Below are 14,926 nucleotides of genomic sequence, written 5' to 3'. Positions count from 1 at the left end.
CATGAGCCGCATCATTCCCGACCCCATCTCGCTGCAGGCGCAGACGCCCCCGGCGCACACTGACGTCGTCATCATCGGCGGCGGCATCGTGGGGATCTGCGCGGCGTTGTACCTGAGCCGCAAGAATGTGCGCGTCGTCGTCTGCGAGAAGGGCTTGATCGGCGCCGAACAGTCTTCGCGCAACTGGGGCTGGGTGCGCCAGATGGGCCGCGACGTCGCCGAGATCCCGCTGAGCATCGCCAGCCAGCAGCTGTGGCGCGACTTCCAGGCGCAGGGCGTCGAGACGGGATTCCGCCAGACCGGCATCGCCTACGTCTACCGTTCGACGCGCGAGGAAACGCTGTACCAGGCGGCGCACGCCGAGGCCAACCAGTTCGGCGTGGACACCCGCCTGCTGGACAAGCGCGACCTGGCGCGCCAGGTGCCCGGCGCGTCCGCGGAATTCATGGGTGGCATGTACACGGCCAGCGACGGCCGCGCCGAGCCCGCGCTGGCCACGCCCGCCATCGCGCGCGCTGCGCAGGCGGCCGGCGCACGCATCCTGACGGGCTGCGCGGTGCGCGGGCTGATCCAGGAAGGCGGTCGGGTCGCCGGCGTGGTGACGGAGCGCGGCGAGATCCGCTGCGCGACCGTCGTGCTGGCCGGCGGCGCGTGGTCGCGGCTGTTCGCGCGCACGCTGGGAATCTCGCTGCCGCAGCTGAAGGTGCTGGGCAGCGTGGGCCGCGTATCCGCCGTCGACGGACCTACCGACATGCCGGTGGGCGGCGACAACTTCTCGTATCGCCGCCGGCTGGACGGCACCTACACCATCTCGCTGCGCAACCGCACGATGGTCCCGCTGGCGCCCGACAACTTCCGCCTGTTCCGCCAGTACTGGTCGAGCTTCGCGCGCAACCGCAGGGAACTGCGGCTGAACGTGGGCAACCATTTCATCAAGGAATGGCAGACACCCCGGACCTGGCAGCTGGACGAGATATCGCCGTTCGAGCGCGAGCGCATCCTGGATCCCAGGCCGTCCGAGGCCACGGTGCGCGAGGGCCTCGCCAATCTGGTGCAGGCGTTCCCGGTGTTCAGAAACGCGAAGCTGATCCAGACGTGGGCCGGCATGATAGACGTCACGCCCGACGCCGTGCCCATCATCGGGCCGGCCGCGTCCATACCGGGGCTGTTCGTCTCGACGGGATTTTCCGGGCACGGCTTCGGGCTGGGGCCCGGCGCGGGCCTGCTGACGGCGCAGATGGTGATGAACGACACGCCGGTAGTGGATCCGACGCCGTTCAGGCTGGAGCGGTTCGGCTGAAGGGCACGGCCGCGGTCAGCCTGGCCGGCCGTCCTGGTACACCGAGAACTGCCGCAGCTGCGCCTCGCTGCGCGCCACCTCGCGCAGCCCGGCCTTGCCGGCGCCCGCCAGCAGCAGGGCCGCCAGGGCCTGCGCCACGGCCAGGGCGGGCACGACCGACGGGAACAGCGACGGCGTGGCGTTGGGCACGACGATCAACGCACGGGCCTGGGCCGCGATGGGCGACACCGTGCTGTCGGTCACGCTGACGATGCGCACGCCCAGCTCGCGCGCATGCGCCACGGCCGAGATGGTGTCGCGCGCATAGGGCTCGTAGCTGAACACCACCATGGCGTCCTCGCGGCCGGCGCCGCGCAACTCGTCCGCGAAGATGCCGCCCATGCCGGTCAGCAGCGTCGTGTTCTGCTGGAACATGCCGCACGCGTAGTTGAAATAGAACGCGGCGGGAAACAGGCTGCGCAGCCCGACGACGTAGATGCGGCGCGCATCGGCCAGCACGTCGCGCGCGGCCTCGAGCCCGTGCAGCACGGCGGGCTCCGTCATCCGCGACAGGTTGCGGCCGTCGGCATCCAGCAGGTCGCGCAGCAACGGCTCCGCCTGCCGGCCGGCACCGCGGCGCTGCAGATCCGTGGCGCGGTCGGAAAATGAACCCGCGCCCTGCGCCAGCCATTCACGGTAGACGGCCCGCATCGCCTCGTAGCCGTCGAATCCCAGCTGACGGGCCAGGCGGTGCATGGCGCTGGCCTGCAAGCCCGCGTTGGCCGCCACGGTGCGCATGGAATGCAGCGCGATGTCTTTCGGGTGGTCTACCGCATGGCGCGCGGCGCGCTGCAGCGTGGCGGGCAGGCTGGAATACTGGGCTTCGATCAGCTTGTCGAGGCTGCGCTTGTCCATCGGACTTCCTGGAGGCGGGAACGTGGAAAAGCGCTCATTCTAAGGCTCGTGCCTGGCCGATCGCCGCTTCCACCGCCTGCGCCAGGCAGTCCAGCGCCGCGTCAAGTTCCGCTTCGGTGGTCACGTACGGCGGCGCCAGCAGGACGTGGTCGCCGCGCTCGCCGTCGATGGTGCCCCCGCCCGAATAGCACAGCAGGCCGCGCGCCAGCGCCTCGTCCTTGATGCGCGCATGCAACTGGGCACGCGGCGCGAACGTCTTGCCGGCCTTGCGATCCGCCACGAACTCCAGTGCCTGGAACAGGCCGCGGCCGCGCACGTCGCCCACGTGCGGGTGCTCGCCGAAGCGCTCGCGCAGCCGCTGCTGCAGATAGGCGCCCAGGTCGGCGGAACGCTGCACCAGCCCGTCGCGCTCCACCACGGTCTGCACCGCCAGCGCCGCCGCGCACGCCACCGGATGGCCCACGTACGTATGCCCGTGCTGGAAGGCCCCGGAGCCCGCCGCGTACGCCTGGACGACCCGGTCGTGCGCGACCACGGCAGCGATCGGCTGGTAGCCGCCGCCCAGTCCCTTGGCCAGGCACAGCAGGTCGGGCACGACCTGTTCGGCCTCGAACGCGTGGTAATGCCCGGTGCGGCCCAGCCCGCTCATGACTTCGTCCAGGACCAGCAGCACACCATGGCGGTCGCATACCTCGCGGATCTTGCGGAAATAGCCCGGCACCGCACACACGGCGCCCGCCGTGGCCCCGCCGACCGTCTCGGCGATGAAGGCGGATACCGAATCCGCGCCCAGCTCCAGGATGGTGTCCTCGAGTTCGCGCGCCAGGCGCGTGCCGTAGTCGTCGTCGGACTCGCCCGCCTGCTTGTAGTGATGGGCGAAGCACGGCGACACGTGCCGCGTGGGCACCAGCAGGGGCTGGAACAGCGCGCGCCGGCCGCGATGCCCGCCTATGCCCAGCGCGCCCAGCGTATTGCCGTGATAGCTCTGCAGCCGCGCGATGGTGTGGCGGCGCTGCGGCTGGCCGCGCTCGACGTGGTATTGCCGCGCCATCTTCAGCGCCGTTTCCACCGCCTCGGAACCGCTCGACAGGAAATAGACATTCGACAATCCGGACGGGGAGCGGCGCGCCAGGAAGTCGGCCAGCCGTTCGGCCGGCTCGTTGGTGAAGAAGCTGGTGTGCGCGTATTCCAGCTTGCGCACCTGCGCCACCACGGCCTCGACCACTTCGGGATGGACGTGGCCCAGGCACGACACCGCCGCGCCGCCGGACCCGTCGTAGTACCGCTTGCCATCCTGGTCGATCAGGAAGCTGCCCTCTCCCCCCACGACTGTAGCCAGCGTCTTGCGGGGATTGCGGTGAATGATGTGCGTCATGGCGATTCCAGGAGACCCTCAGGAACTTGACCGGCCGGAGCGGCGGAACATATGATCTATTTTAGATGAATATAGATCATATGTTCATTTTTATCTCAATGACGTCATCCCTCAAGGCGGAAAACATGGCACGGCACGGCAAACACTCCACGCGGCGGATGCGCCGCAACCTCCTGGCCGGCACCGCGCTGGCGGCGCTGCTGGCGGCCGCCGGCCCGGCCGCCGCGGCCGATGACTGGCCGACGCGCCCCATCACGTTGATCGTGCCTTTCGGTGCGGGCGGCACCACCGACCTGCTGGCGCGCCTGGTGGCCGAGGGCCTGTCCAAGGGACTGAAGCAGACGGTGGTGGTGGAGAACAAGCCCGGCGCCGGCGCCAACATCGGGGCGGGCCTGGTGGCACGTGCCGCGCCGGACGGCTACACCCTGCTTCTGGGCACGCCGGGACCGCTGGCCATCAATCCGCACATCTACCAGGACATGAGCTTCGATCCCGCCAAGGATTTCACGGCGGTGTCGTACGTGGCGGACGTGCCGAACGTGATCCTGGCCTATCCCGGCACCGGCCTGAAAACCATGAAGGATCTCATCGACAGGGCCCGCGCCCAGCCGGGCAAGCTCAACTGGGGGTCGCCCGGCGTGGGCAGCACGGGCCACATCCAGCTGGAGCTGCTGAAACAGCTGACGGGCGTGCAGATCGAGCACGTGCCGTTCAAGGGCGGCGCGCAGGCCGCCGCCGATCTCATCGCGGGCCACATCCAGCTGGTCGGCGACAACGTGCCCACCTCGCTGGGCTACGTGCGCGCGGGCAAGGAAGTGGCGCTGGGCGTGGCCAGCGAGCACGAACTGGACGTGCTGCCGGGCGTGCGCCCGGTGAAGGACACCGTGCCCGGCTACGTGCTGAACTCCTGGTTCGTGGTCGTCGCGCCGGCCGGCACGCCGCGTCCGGTCGCCGAACGCATCAGCGCCGTCATCGACGCGTTCGAGAAAGAGCCCGCCACCCAGGCCAAGTTTCGCGAACTGGGCGCCATTCCCGTCGGCGGCCCGCCTCAGCAGCTGGCGCAGCACCTGCAGGCCGAGCAGGCCCGCTTCGGCAAGCTCCTGGCCGACATCAAGGACAAGGTGAAATGACGCGCAAACGCCTGGCGGTGGCGCGGTTCTGGTTCGAGGGCAATGCCTTCTGCCCGGCGCCGACCACCTTCGCCCACTTCGAACAGTACGAATGGCGCAGCGGCGCGCAGGCGCTGGAGGCCATGCGCGGCACCGCCACCGAGCTCGGCGCGGTGGCGCGGTTCGCCGATACGCGTCCCGATTGGGACGTCGTGGTGCTGCGTTGCGCATCCGCCCTGCCCGGCGGCCCCATCGACGAGGCGGTGCTGCAGCGCTACACCGCCGACCTGCGGCAGGGCCTGGCGGACGGCCCGTGGGATGCGGTGTACCTGTCGCTGCACGGCGCGGCCATCACGCGCCATCGCGAGACGCCCGAACTGGACATCGCGCGAATGGTGCGCGCGCAGCTGCCCGAGGTGCCGCTGGGCGCCAGTTTCGATCTGCACGGAAACATGCCGGCCGACTGGGCCGCGCTGCTGGACGTGGCCAGCGTCTATCGCACGCACCCGCACGTCGACATGGACGAGACCGCCCAGCGCGTGCTGGATGGCCTGGTCCGCTGCGTCGAACAGGGCCTGCGCACGCGCCGCGTGCTGCTGAACGAACGCGTGGTGCTGCCCAGCATCAACATGCGCACCGCCGCGGGCCCGATGCACGAACTCGAAGCCGCCGCGCGCACGGCGACGACCGGTCCCGTGCTGGAGGTCTCCGTATTCGGCGGGTTTCCGTATTCCGACACCGCCTGGACCGGGGCGTCGGTAATGGTATCCAGCGATGCCGCGCAGGACCCGGAAGGCGATGCCGCGGCCGCCGCCGCGCGGCGCGTCATGGATCGGGTCCACGACCTGGCCGGCCAGTTCCGCCTGCAGCTGCCCACGCCGGCGGACGCGGTGTCGCGCGCGTTGCACAGTGAAGCGCCGGGGCTGCTCGCCGTGACCGACTCGGGGGACAATCCGATGTCCGGCGGCGCGTCGGACACGCCGGGGCTGTTCCGTGCGCTGCTGGATGCCAGGCCGCAGGTTCCGAGCCTGTACGCGGGCTTCGCGGCGCCCGACGTCGTGCAGGCCGCCGTGGCGGCCGGCCAGGGCGGCACGCTGGACGTGGTTCTCGGCGGACGCCATGGCCCGCATTTCGGCCCGGGCGTGGCCGCTCGCGTCAGCGTGGAGCGTCTGACCAACGGCATCTTCCGCAACAGCGGACCGATGCAGACCGGCGTCGAAAGACAGTGCGGGCGCAGCGCGGTGCTGAAGCTGCTGGACCAGCCCTCGGTGCGCGTCATCGTCACCGAGCGCGTGGTGGCGCTGGACGACCCGGCGCTCTACGCCTTGCACGGCATCGACCTGGACGCGCTGCGGCTGCTGTGCGTGAAGGCGAAGAACCATTTCCGCGCGGCTTTCGCCGACCGTTGCGCGGAGATCATCGATTGCGATGCGCCGGGCCCCGCCTGCCAGGACCTGTCGCAGTTGCCGTTCCGCAATCCGCACATCGCGGCGGGCTATCCGTAGCGGCGCCTCACGCGGGACGCGCCTGCGCGCGCTCGCCTCTCCACAGGCTGCGCACCACGTCCACCGCCAGGAACGCCAGCAGGCTGACGCCCATCACGGGCAGGCACCAGCCCAGCACCACGGCGACGGTCGCCACCACGGCGCGCAGCCCGCCGGACAGGCCCAGCCACGCCTGGGTCAGCGTCAGGGCGCCGGTGCCCGCAACGGGCCGCCGCAGCCACCACATGCGGTAGCCCAGCACGACCATCGCGGAAAGCGCCGTGCCGATGGCCGCCATCAGCAGCTGGTTGGGCCAGCCGAACAGGATGCCCATGTGCATGTCCACGCCCCAGCGGATCAGCTTGGCGATCAGGGGAAAGGTGGCGAAGTCGGCCCGGCTGGTGATGGCATGCGAGGCGGGGTCGATGACGACGGTGTCGACCTGCGTGGGCCAGGACCGATCGACTTCGCGGACCATCCAGCCCTGGTCGGCCGCGCGCGGCGGGCGGATCTCCAGTTCGCTGGCGTCGATGCCGCCCCGGCGCGCGGATTCGAGCACGCGGTCGAAATCCTGCGCGACCGCGGCCGTGGGCGCGGGCGCGGCGCTGGAGGCGTGCATGCCGTGATGATCGGCGTGCTCGCCGCCCATGGGCATGGCAGTGCCGCCGGGGGCCGCCACCGCCATCGACACCGACGGGGTGATCCAGCCCAGCTGCGCGCGCAGCTGGTCCACGCGCGCGCCCGCCCAGTTCGACCAGGTCAGGCCGGTGGCCGACAGGAACAGCAATCCCACCGCCAGCCAAAGGCCCAGCAGCGTATGCCAGCGCCGCGTCCGCAGGCGCGGGCTGCGCGCGGCCGCGGCGGCGCCATTGCGTTGCCGCGAGACGAACCACAGCGCCAGGCCGCCCAGCGAGGCGATCCAGGTCCACGACGCCGCCAGTTCGCTGTAGTTGCGGCCAAGCTCGCCCAGCATCAGGTTGCGGTGCAGATAGTCCAGCGTGGTGCGAAACGGCAGCGAGCCGCTGGTGCCGTAGACGATCATGTCGCCCCGGACGTCCAGCGTGACCGGGTCGACGAACAGGGCGCGGCTCTCGGAATCGCCCAGGCCGGGCTGCGAGAACATCACGCGCGTGGTGTCGCCGGGACGCGGCGCGGGCCGCACCGCGAACAGGCGCGGCCCGGCGCCGATGCGCGCCTGCGCGGCCTCGACCTGGCGCGCCAGCGGCTGGGCCTGCCCTGCGCTTTCGGTGCGCAGCTGGTCGGCGTACAGCCAGTTCTCGATCTGGGGCGTCAGGACGAACAGCGTGCCGGTGACCGCGGCCACCAGGATGAAGGGACCGACGAACAGTCCGATGTAGAAATGCAGGCGGGTGACCAGCGCCAGTAAGGGGCTGCCGGCCGCGGCCCGGGCGCGCGGACGCGCGCCAGTATCCAGGGTGTGGGTAGACATGGGAATCTCGGAGAACAACGAGCGCCGCACGATCGTGCGCGGCCTTCGTGCGCGCATCGGCGCGCACCCGTACGTGTCATCCAAGACCGTGCGGCGGGGCGCGCGGCCCCAGCGGCGGACCGGCCGCCGGCATGGGCGGGGCCGGACTGTCGGCGGCGGGCGGCGGCGGCGCGCGGCGCGTGGCCGGCAGCGCCGCCACGGCCAACGTAACGGCCGAGGAATCCAGCGCCTGATGCGCGATCAGCCCGAAGGGGCATTCCTGCCCTGCCGCGCTGCCGGAATGCCCGGGACCGTGATCCGGGTGGCCATGCGCCATGGACGCCATCGCGCCCGCGCCGGCCGTGTCCGTCATGTCCGCATGATCCATCCCCGCATGCATCCCGCCCATCGACATCGGGACGCGCGGTGCCAGCGGCAGGCCGCCCGCCGCCGCGCAGAACGCCAGCGCCAGGCGACCCTCGCGCAGGGCCTGCGCATCGGGCATGTACCCCACCGGCACCAGCGCGCGCAGCGTCAGCGCGAACAACAGCAGGCCGAGCAGCGACAGGCTCGGCCGATGTGTCGTAGAGGTGCGAGGGAAGTGGAACATTCGGGGCATTCTAAGCGGCGGCGCATGCGGACCATGCCCGCCCGGTTCGCATCAATCGATTCCCGCTTCAGGCGTGCGAGCCCTCCGCAAGATCTATGCCCGCCCGAACACCACGCGCCGGAAGAATCCGCCCAGCACCGCCTCGGTCAGCGCATCGGTGACTTCCTGCGGATCGAAGGTGTGGCTGAACTTGATGCCGTCGCATAGGGCCACCAGGCCCAGCGCAAGCTCTTCGGGCGTCATGCCCAGCGAGGCGCCGGTGCGCTGCATGAACTGCCGCGCATAGTCGGCCACCGCGGCGCGCTGCTCGCGCGTGAAGGCGAGGAAGGCGTCGCGGAACTGGGGATCGCGGGCCGCCTGCAGCTTGGCCTCGACCCACAGCAGGAAACAGTCGTCGTTCTGGTACAGCTGGCTGTAGAAGGCCACGATGCGGGATTCCAGCTGCTCGCGCGTGGTTTCGCCGTCGAAGATGGCCTGCATTTCGCTGGTGTGGGCCTCGTGGTCACGGCGCAGCAGTTCCATCAGCATTTCGGACTTGCCGCCGAAATTCGAATAGAACGCGCCGCGCGTATAGCCGGCTTCTTCCGCGATGTCCTCGACGCTGCTGGCGCCGTAGCCCTTGGCGACGAACAGGCGCTGCGCCGCGTCCAACAGGCGCTGGCGCGTCTGGTGGCGGCTCTGCTCGCGCGTCAGTCGGACTTTTTCCATCGCGGCAGTGTAGCACTCGGACCGATTTCAGATTCATAGTTGTATTTGAATACACAGTCGAATTAGAATTCGCTCCATCGCAGTCCGCCGCGGTGCCGCAATATCGGCGCCGCCTCATCCCGCGCCGAGGTTTTCATGCCTGCTCCTGGTCCGCGCCCTTTCGCGCGTTCGCCGATTTCTCCTGCGCGCGCCGCCGCGCTGCTGCTGTGCCTCGGGGCGCTGGGCGGCTGCGGCAAGGGCGAGGCCCCGCCGCCCGTGCCGCGGCCCGTGGTCGCCATGCCCGCGCAACCCGACGCCAGGGCGCCGCGCATCACGCTGCCCGGCCAGGTCGAGTCGCGATACAGCACGCAGTTGTCGTTCCGCGTCGGCGGCAAGATCATCGAACGCAAGGTGCGCCTGGGCGATGCAGTGAAAGCCGGACAGGCCGTGGCGCGGCTGGATCCAGCCGACGCCACCAAGAACGCGGCCGCGGCGCAGTCGCAGCTGTCCGCGGCGCAGCATCAGCTGGAGTACGCGCGCCAGCAACTGGCCCGCGACCGCGCCCAGGCCCGCGAGCAACTGATCGCCGCCAGCCAGCTCGAGCAGACGCAGAACGCCTACGCCTCGGCCCTGGCCCAGCGCGACAGCGCCGCCCAGCAGGCCGCGCTGGCCAAGGACCAGCTCAGCTACACCACCCTGGTTGCCGACCATGCCGGCGTCGTCACCGCCGAGCGCGCCGACACCGGCCAGAACGTCGCTGCGGGCGATGCCGTCTACAGCCTGGCCTGGGCGGGCGACGTGGACGTCACCTGCGACGTGCCCGAGAACGTGCTGGCGGGCCTGGCCGTCGGGCAGCGCGCCGCCGTCACGCTGCCGGCCGCCCCCGGCCGTACGCTGCAGGCCACGCTGCGCGAGCTGGCGCCCGCCGCAGACCCGCAGACCCGCACCTTCCGCGCCCGCTTCACGCTGCACGATGCCGGCGCCGATGCGCGCCTGGGCATGACGGCCAGCATCGCGCTGGACCAGGCCCCGAGCGGCGCGGCCACCTACACGCTGCCTTCCACCGCCCTGTTCCACGACGGCCCCGAACCCGCGGTCTGGGTGGTCAAACCGGGCGAGGACGTGCTGGAACTGCGCCGCGTCACGGTGCAGCGCTTCAACGAACGCACCATCACCGTGTCCGCCGGCATCGCGAAGGACGAACGCATCGTTTGGCAGGGCGTGCACACGGTCTCGGCCGGCGAGAAAGTGCGACCCGTGCCGCCGCTGCATCCCGAGGATTTCGCGTCATGAGAAAGTTCCCCCTCGCGAGGACGCGCGCATGAGCACCCCGCAAGAGCAGGCCGCCGCGGTGGCCCACGGCCACTCCGAAGAAGGCCGCTTCAATCTCTCGGCCTGGGCGCTGCGCCACCAGCCGCTGGTCGTCTTCCTGATCGCGCTGGCCACGCTGTTCGGCGTGATGTCCTACTCGCGCCTGGCCCAGTCCGAAGACCCGCCCTTCACCTTCCGCGTCATGGTGATCCGCACCTTCTGGCCGGGCGCCACGGCGCAGCAGGTGCAGCTGCAGGTCACCGACCGCATTGCCCGCAAGCTGCAGGAAACGCCCAACACCGACTTCATGCGCAGCTATTCGCGGCCCGGCGAGTCGCTGGTGTTCTACACGATGAAGGACTCCGCGCCTGCCGCCGAAGTGGCCGAGCAGTGGTACCAGATCCGCAAGAAGGTGGGCGACATCCAGGGCATGCTGCCGCGCGGCGTGCAGGGCCCGTTCTTCAACGACGAATTCGGCGACGTCTACACCAACATCTACACGCTGGAAGGCGACGGCTTCTCGCCCGCGCAACTGCGCGACTACGCCGATGCGTTGCGCACCGTGCTGCTGCGCGTGCCCGGCGTGGCCAAGGTCGACTACTTCGGCGAGCAGCAGGAACGCATCTACATCGAGATTCCCAACGCGCAGCTGGCGCGCCTGGGCGTGTCGCCGGAGGTCATCGGCCGCGCCATCGACGCGCAGAACGGCGTGGCCTCGGGCGGCGTCATGACCACCGCCAACGACCGCGTCTTCGTGCGCCCCAGCGGCCAGCTGGGCAACGCGCAGGCGCTGGCCGAGACGCTGATTCCCATCAACGGCCGCTCGGTGCGGCTGGGCGACATCGCGACCATCAAGCGCGGCTATCTCGATCCCCAGGAATCCGAGATGCGCGCCGGCGGCAAGCCGGTGCTGGGCATCGGCATCACCATGCAGCCCGGCGAAGACGTCGTGAAGCTGGGCCGCGCGCTGGACGCGCGCACCGCCGAGCTGCGCGGCCACCTGCCCGCGGGCCTGTCGCTGACGCAGGTCTCCAACATGCCCGAGGCGGTGTCGCGCTCGGTCGACGAGTTCCTGGAAGCCGTGGCCGAGGCCGTCGGCATCGTGCTGCTGGTCAGCCTGGTGTCGCTGGGCGTGCGCACGGGCATCGTGGTGGTCATCTCCATTCCCATCGTGCTGGCAGTGACGGCGTTGTTCATGTCGATGTTCGACATCGGCCTGCACAAGGTCTCGCTGGGCACGCTCGTGCTGGCGCTGGGCCTGCTGGTCGACGACGCCATCATCGCGGTCGAGATGATGGCGGTGAAGCTGGAGCAAGGTTGGAACCGCACGCGGGCGGCGGCCTACGCCTATACCAGCACGGCCTTTCCCATGCTGACGGGCACGCTGGTCACCGTGGCGGGCTTCCTGCCCATCGCGCTGGCCAAGTCGGGCACGGGCGAATACACGCGCTCCATTTTCCAGGTGTCGGCCATCGCGCTGATCGCCTCGTGGTTCGCCGCGGTGGTGCTGATTCCGCTGCTGGGATACCGCCTGCTGCCCGAGCGCAAGCGCGAAGCGCACCTGCCGCACGACCACGAACACGACATCTACGACACGCGCTTCTACCGCCGCCTGCGCACCTGGGTGGCCGCCTGCGTGCGGCGCCGTTACTGGGTGCTGGGCTTCACGGTGCTGCTGTTCACGGGCGCGCTGGCCGCGTTCAGCCTGGTGCCGCAGCAGTTCTTCCCGAACTCCGACCGGCCCGAACTGCTGGTGGACCTGAGCCTGCAGGAAGGCGCGTCCATCACCGCCACCAAGCAGCAGGTCGAGCGCCTGGAAAAGGCCCTGCATGGCCGGCCCGAGATCGACCACATGGTCAGCTTCGTGGGCACGGGCGCGCCGCGCTTCTACCTGCCGCTGGACCAGAAACTGCCGCAGTCCAATTTCGCGCAGTTCATCCTCACCGCCAAGTCGGTGGAGGAACGCGACAAGCTGGCGCAATGGCTGGGCCCGGTGCTGCGCGAGCAGTTCCCGGCCGTGCGCACGCGCATGTCGCGCCTGGAGAACGGGCCGCCGGTCGGCTTTCCGGTGCAGTTCCGCGTCAGCGGCGACGACATCGGCACCGTGCGCGGCATTGCCGAGAAACTGGCCGGCCGGATCCGCGACGACGGCCGCACCACCAACGTGCAATTCGATTGGGACGAGCCTTCGCAGCGCTCGGTGCGATTCGAGATCGACCAGAACAAGGCGCGCGCGGTGGGCATCACGTCGACCGACGTCTCCGACTTCCTGGCCATGACGCTGACGGGCACCACGGTCACGCAATACCGTGAACGCGACCAGCTGATCAGCGTGGACCTGCGCGCCGCCCCCGAGGACCGCGTCGATCCCGCCCGGCTGGCCTCGCTGTCCATCCCCACGCCCAACGGCCCGGTGCCGCTGGGCAGCCTGGGCAGCGTGCGCAGCGCGCTGGAATACGCGGTGGTGTGGGAGCGCGACCGCCAGCCCACCATCACCGTGCAGGCCGACGTGACGGGCAGCGCCCAGGGCATCGACGTCACCCACGCCATCGACGCCGGCATCTCCCAGCTGCGCGCGGAACTGCCGGTGGGCTACCGCATCCAGATCGGCGGCTCCGTCGAGGAAAGCCAGAAGGGCCAGTCGTCCATCAACGACCAGATGCCATTGATGGCCATCGTGGTGCTGACGCTGCTGATGATCCAGCTGCAGAGCTTCTCGCGCGTGATGATGGTGGTGCTGACCGCGCCGCTGGGACTGATCGGCGTGGTGGTGGCCCTGCTGCTGTTCGACAAGCCGTTCGGCTTCGTCGCCATGCTGGGCGTGATCGCCATGTTCGGCATCATCATGCGCAACTCGGTGATCCTGGTGGACCAGATCGAGCAGGACATCGCGGGCGGCGCGCCGCGCGTGGACGCCATCGTGGGCGCCACGGCGCGGCGTTTCCGGCCCATCACGCTCACGGCCGCCGCCGCCGTGCTGGCGCTGATCCCGCTGTTGCGCAGCAACTTCTTCGGCCCCATGGCCACCGCGCTGATGGGCGGCATCACCAGCGCCACCGTCCTCACCCTGTTCTTCCTGCCGGCCCTGTATGCCGCGTGGTTCCGCGTGCGCAACGACGAGCGCAACGAACCCGCGGGCGTGCCTCCGGGCGCCGATGCCGGCCACCTGCGGGAAGGAGCCTGAACCATGCACGCACTGAACCGCCTGGCGCGCGCCGGCCTTCCTGCCCTGCTGTCCCTGGCGCTGGGCGCCTGCGCGCTCGGTCCGGACGGCACGCCGCCGCAGACGCCCCAACCCGCGCAGTACGGCGTGGCCGCCACGCCCGCGCAGACCGCCGCCGCGCAGGGCGTGGCGCAGCGATTCGAGGCCGGCGCCCCGCCGGTCGCCGATTGGTGGACGCGCTACGGATCGCCGCAGCTCGACGCGCTGGTGGCCGAGGGCCTGGCAAACAGCCCCGACCTGGCGGCCGCCGGCAAGCGGCTGGCCGCGGCGCGCGAGCAGCTGCGCGCGCAGGTCGGCGAATCGCTGTTCCCCACGCTGGACGCCGGCGCGCAGACCGACCGGCAGCGCGCGCTGACCATGCCCGGCATCGAGCCGCCCACCGCGCTGTACAACACCTTCGTCGGCCAGTTGCGCGCGCAATACACCTTCGACCTGTTCGGCGCGGCTCGCTATGCCAACGCTTCGCTGGCCGAACGCGTCAACCAGCAGGCCTACGAGCTGGAGGCCGCGCGGCGCGCGCTGGCGTCGAACATCGTCACCGGCGCCATCAACGCCGCGGCCTTGCGCGTGCAGGTCGACCTGACGCAGCGGCAGGCCGTGCTGGCGCGCGAGGTGGCGCGCGATGCGCAGCGCCGCTTCGAGCTGGGCTCGGCATCTCAGCAAGAAGCCCTGGACGCGGACCAGAACGCCGCGGACGTGGAAGCCAGCCTGCCGGGCCTGCGCAGCCAGTGGCGAGCCATGCGGCATGCGCTGGCCGTGCTGCTGGGCCGCACGCCCGACCGGGCGCCGCCCGACCTGGACCATGCCAGCCTGCGCGTACCGGACCGCGTGCCCGTCAGCGTGCCCTCCACGCTGCTGGCCCACCGGCCCGACATCCAGGCCGCGGACGCGACCTTCCGCGCGGCGGCGGCCGACATCGGCGCGGCCACCGCGCAATTGCTGCCCAGCCTGTCGATCTCGGCCTCGCTGGGACGCGGCGGATTCAACTGGTCGGATGCGCTGGCCGCCGGCACCGGCTCGATCTGGAGCCTGGGCGCGTCGCTCACGCAGCCGATATTCCACGGAGGTGCGCTGCTGGCGCAACGCCGTGCCGCGCAGCGTTCCTACGAGGCGGCGGGCGAGCAGTACAAGCAGACCGTGCTGGCGGCGTTCCGCAACGTGGCGGACACACTGGCCGCGCTGGAAGCCGACAACGAAGCCCTTGCCGCCGCCGAACGCGCGCGCCAGGCCGCCGAGACCTCGTACGCCAACACGGCCCGGCGCGTCTCGCTGGGCGCGCTGCCCGGCTACCAAGGCCGCGCGGCCGAACAGCATTTCCTGCAGGCGCGGCTGCGCGAGGTGCGCTATGCCACCGACCGCATGAACGACACGGCGGCGCTGTTCCATGCGATGGGCGGCGGGCCCGCGGCGGACGAGGCTGTGGATAACGGCAAGTGACAGCGAGCGGCGCCGATGGAGCCGCCGCCGCGATCGCTTCGAATGGGACGTGCCATCGCACGCTGCA

General features: G+C 70.6%; 11 protein-coding genes. 6 read left to right on the top strand and 5 right to left on the bottom strand.

Annotation, left to right across the window (positions count from 1 at the left end; translation table 11 throughout):
* The first annotated feature begins 1 nt into the window (after window position 1).
* Window positions 2-1,300 carry an NAD(P)/FAD-dependent oxidoreductase gene (locus FS845_RS00685; protein ID WP_144629928.1) on the top strand — a complete coding sequence of 433 codons (1,299 nt, stop codon included), beginning with the start codon at window positions 2-4 and terminating at the stop codon, window positions 1,298-1,300.
* Between the two features lie 15 nt (window positions 1,301-1,315).
* Here the strand turns inward: FS845_RS00685 and FS845_RS00680 are convergent, their stop codons facing one another.
* Both FS845_RS00680 and FS845_RS00675 read right to left on the bottom strand, forming a co-directional pair.
* Window positions 1,316-2,194 (bottom strand): MurR/RpiR family transcriptional regulator, encoded by an 879-nt coding sequence (locus FS845_RS00680; protein ID WP_144629927.1) that lies wholly within the window; start codon window positions 2,192-2,194, stop codon window positions 1,316-1,318.
* A gap of 34 nt (window positions 2,195-2,228) precedes the next feature.
* Window positions 2,229-3,575 carry an aspartate aminotransferase family protein gene (locus FS845_RS00675; protein WP_144629924.1) on the bottom strand — a complete coding sequence of 449 codons (1,347 nt, stop codon included), beginning with the start codon at window positions 3,573-3,575 and terminating at the stop codon, window positions 2,229-2,231.
* A gap of 152 nt (window positions 3,576-3,727) precedes the next feature.
* On the opposite strand from FS845_RS00675, the gene FS845_RS00670 reads away from it, so the two are divergent.
* Complete coding sequence (locus tag FS845_RS00670; protein WP_144629922.1) at window positions 3,728-4,699, top strand: Bug family tripartite tricarboxylate transporter substrate binding protein; 972 nt, start codon at window positions 3,728-3,730, stop codon at window positions 4,697-4,699.
* Window positions 4,696-6,183 (top strand): M81 family metallopeptidase, encoded by a 1,488-nt coding sequence (locus FS845_RS00665; RefSeq protein WP_144629920.1) that lies wholly within the window; start codon window positions 4,696-4,698, stop codon window positions 6,181-6,183. Before FS845_RS00670 ends, FS845_RS00665 begins: the two co-directional genes overlap by 4 nt.
* Before the next feature lie 7 nt (window positions 6,184-6,190).
* Here the strand turns inward: FS845_RS00665 and FS845_RS00660 are convergent, their stop codons facing one another.
* The 3 genes from FS845_RS00660 to FS845_RS00650 form a co-directional block, all read right to left on the bottom strand.
* Window positions 6,191-7,612 carry a PepSY-associated TM helix domain-containing protein gene (locus FS845_RS00660; protein WP_144629918.1) on the bottom strand — a complete coding sequence of 474 codons (1,422 nt, stop codon included), beginning with the start codon at window positions 7,610-7,612 and terminating at the stop codon, window positions 6,191-6,193.
* A 76-nt stretch (window positions 7,613-7,688) separates the two neighbouring features.
* Window positions 7,689-8,201, bottom strand: a complete 513-nt coding sequence (locus FS845_RS00655; protein ID WP_144629916.1) for a hypothetical protein — start codon at window positions 8,199-8,201, stop codon at window positions 7,689-7,691.
* A 93-nt stretch (window positions 8,202-8,294) separates the two neighbouring features.
* Window positions 8,295-8,909, bottom strand: coding sequence for a TetR/AcrR family transcriptional regulator (locus tag FS845_RS00650; protein ID WP_144629913.1), 615 nt, complete (start codon window positions 8,907-8,909; stop codon window positions 8,295-8,297).
* 135 nt (window positions 8,910-9,044) lie between these two features.
* On the opposite strand from FS845_RS00650, the gene FS845_RS00645 reads away from it, so the two are divergent.
* The 3 genes from FS845_RS00645 to FS845_RS00635 are packed head-to-tail and all read left to right on the top strand — an operon-like array spanning window position 9,045 to window position 14,859.
* A complete protein-coding gene (locus FS845_RS00645; protein WP_144629911.1) occupies window positions 9,045-10,181 on the top strand; it encodes an efflux RND transporter periplasmic adaptor subunit in 1,137 nt (378 codons plus the stop codon).
* A gap of 28 nt (window positions 10,182-10,209) precedes the next feature.
* A complete protein-coding gene (locus tag FS845_RS00640; protein WP_144629909.1) occupies window positions 10,210-13,383 on the top strand; it encodes an efflux RND transporter permease subunit in 3,174 nt (1,057 codons plus the stop codon).
* A 3-nt stretch (window positions 13,384-13,386) separates the two neighbouring features.
* Window positions 13,387-14,859, top strand: coding sequence for an efflux transporter outer membrane subunit (locus FS845_RS00635; protein WP_144629907.1), 1,473 nt, complete (start codon window positions 13,387-13,389; stop codon window positions 14,857-14,859).
* The last annotated feature ends 67 nt before the right edge of the window (window positions 14,860-14,926 follow it).

It is taken from the genome of Bordetella genomosp. 13, from assembly GCF_007679965.1.
In the GTDB taxonomy this organism is placed as follows: domain Bacteria; phylum Pseudomonadota; class Gammaproteobacteria; order Burkholderiales; family Burkholderiaceae_B; genus Bordetella.
This window is presented reverse-complemented; position numbering and strand designations above follow the sequence as displayed.

Excerpts from the sequence above, each read along its gene's own strand:
- FS845_RS00685 (WP_144629928.1), top strand. The coding sequence starts at position 2 with ATGAGCCGCATCATTCCCGACCCCATCTCGCTGCAGGCGCAGACGCCC.
- FS845_RS00680 (WP_144629927.1), bottom strand. The coding sequence starts at position 2,194 with ATGGACAAGCGCAGCCTCGACAAGCTGATCGAAGCCCAGTATTCCAGC.
- FS845_RS00670 (WP_144629922.1), top strand. The coding sequence starts at position 3,728 with ATGCGCCGCAACCTCCTGGCCGGCACCGCGCTGGCGGCGCTGCTGGCG.
- FS845_RS00665 (WP_144629920.1), top strand. The coding sequence starts at position 4,696 with ATGACGCGCAAACGCCTGGCGGTGGCGCGGTTCTGGTTCGAGGGCAAT.
- FS845_RS00660 (WP_144629918.1), bottom strand. The coding sequence starts at position 7,612 with ATGTCTACCCACACCCTGGATACTGGCGCGCGTCCGCGCGCCCGGGCC.
- FS845_RS00655 (WP_144629916.1), bottom strand. The coding sequence starts at position 8,201 with ATGTTCCACTTCCCTCGCACCTCTACGACACATCGGCCGAGCCTGTCG.
- FS845_RS00650 (WP_144629913.1), bottom strand. The coding sequence starts at position 8,909 with ATGGAAAAAGTCCGACTGACGCGCGAGCAGAGCCGCCACCAGACGCGC.
- FS845_RS00645 (WP_144629911.1), top strand. The coding sequence starts at position 9,045 with ATGCCTGCTCCTGGTCCGCGCCCTTTCGCGCGTTCGCCGATTTCTCCT.
- FS845_RS00640 (WP_144629909.1), top strand. The coding sequence starts at position 10,210 with ATGAGCACCCCGCAAGAGCAGGCCGCCGCGGTGGCCCACGGCCACTCC.
- FS845_RS00635 (WP_144629907.1), top strand. The coding sequence starts at position 13,387 with ATGCACGCACTGAACCGCCTGGCGCGCGCCGGCCTTCCTGCCCTGCTG.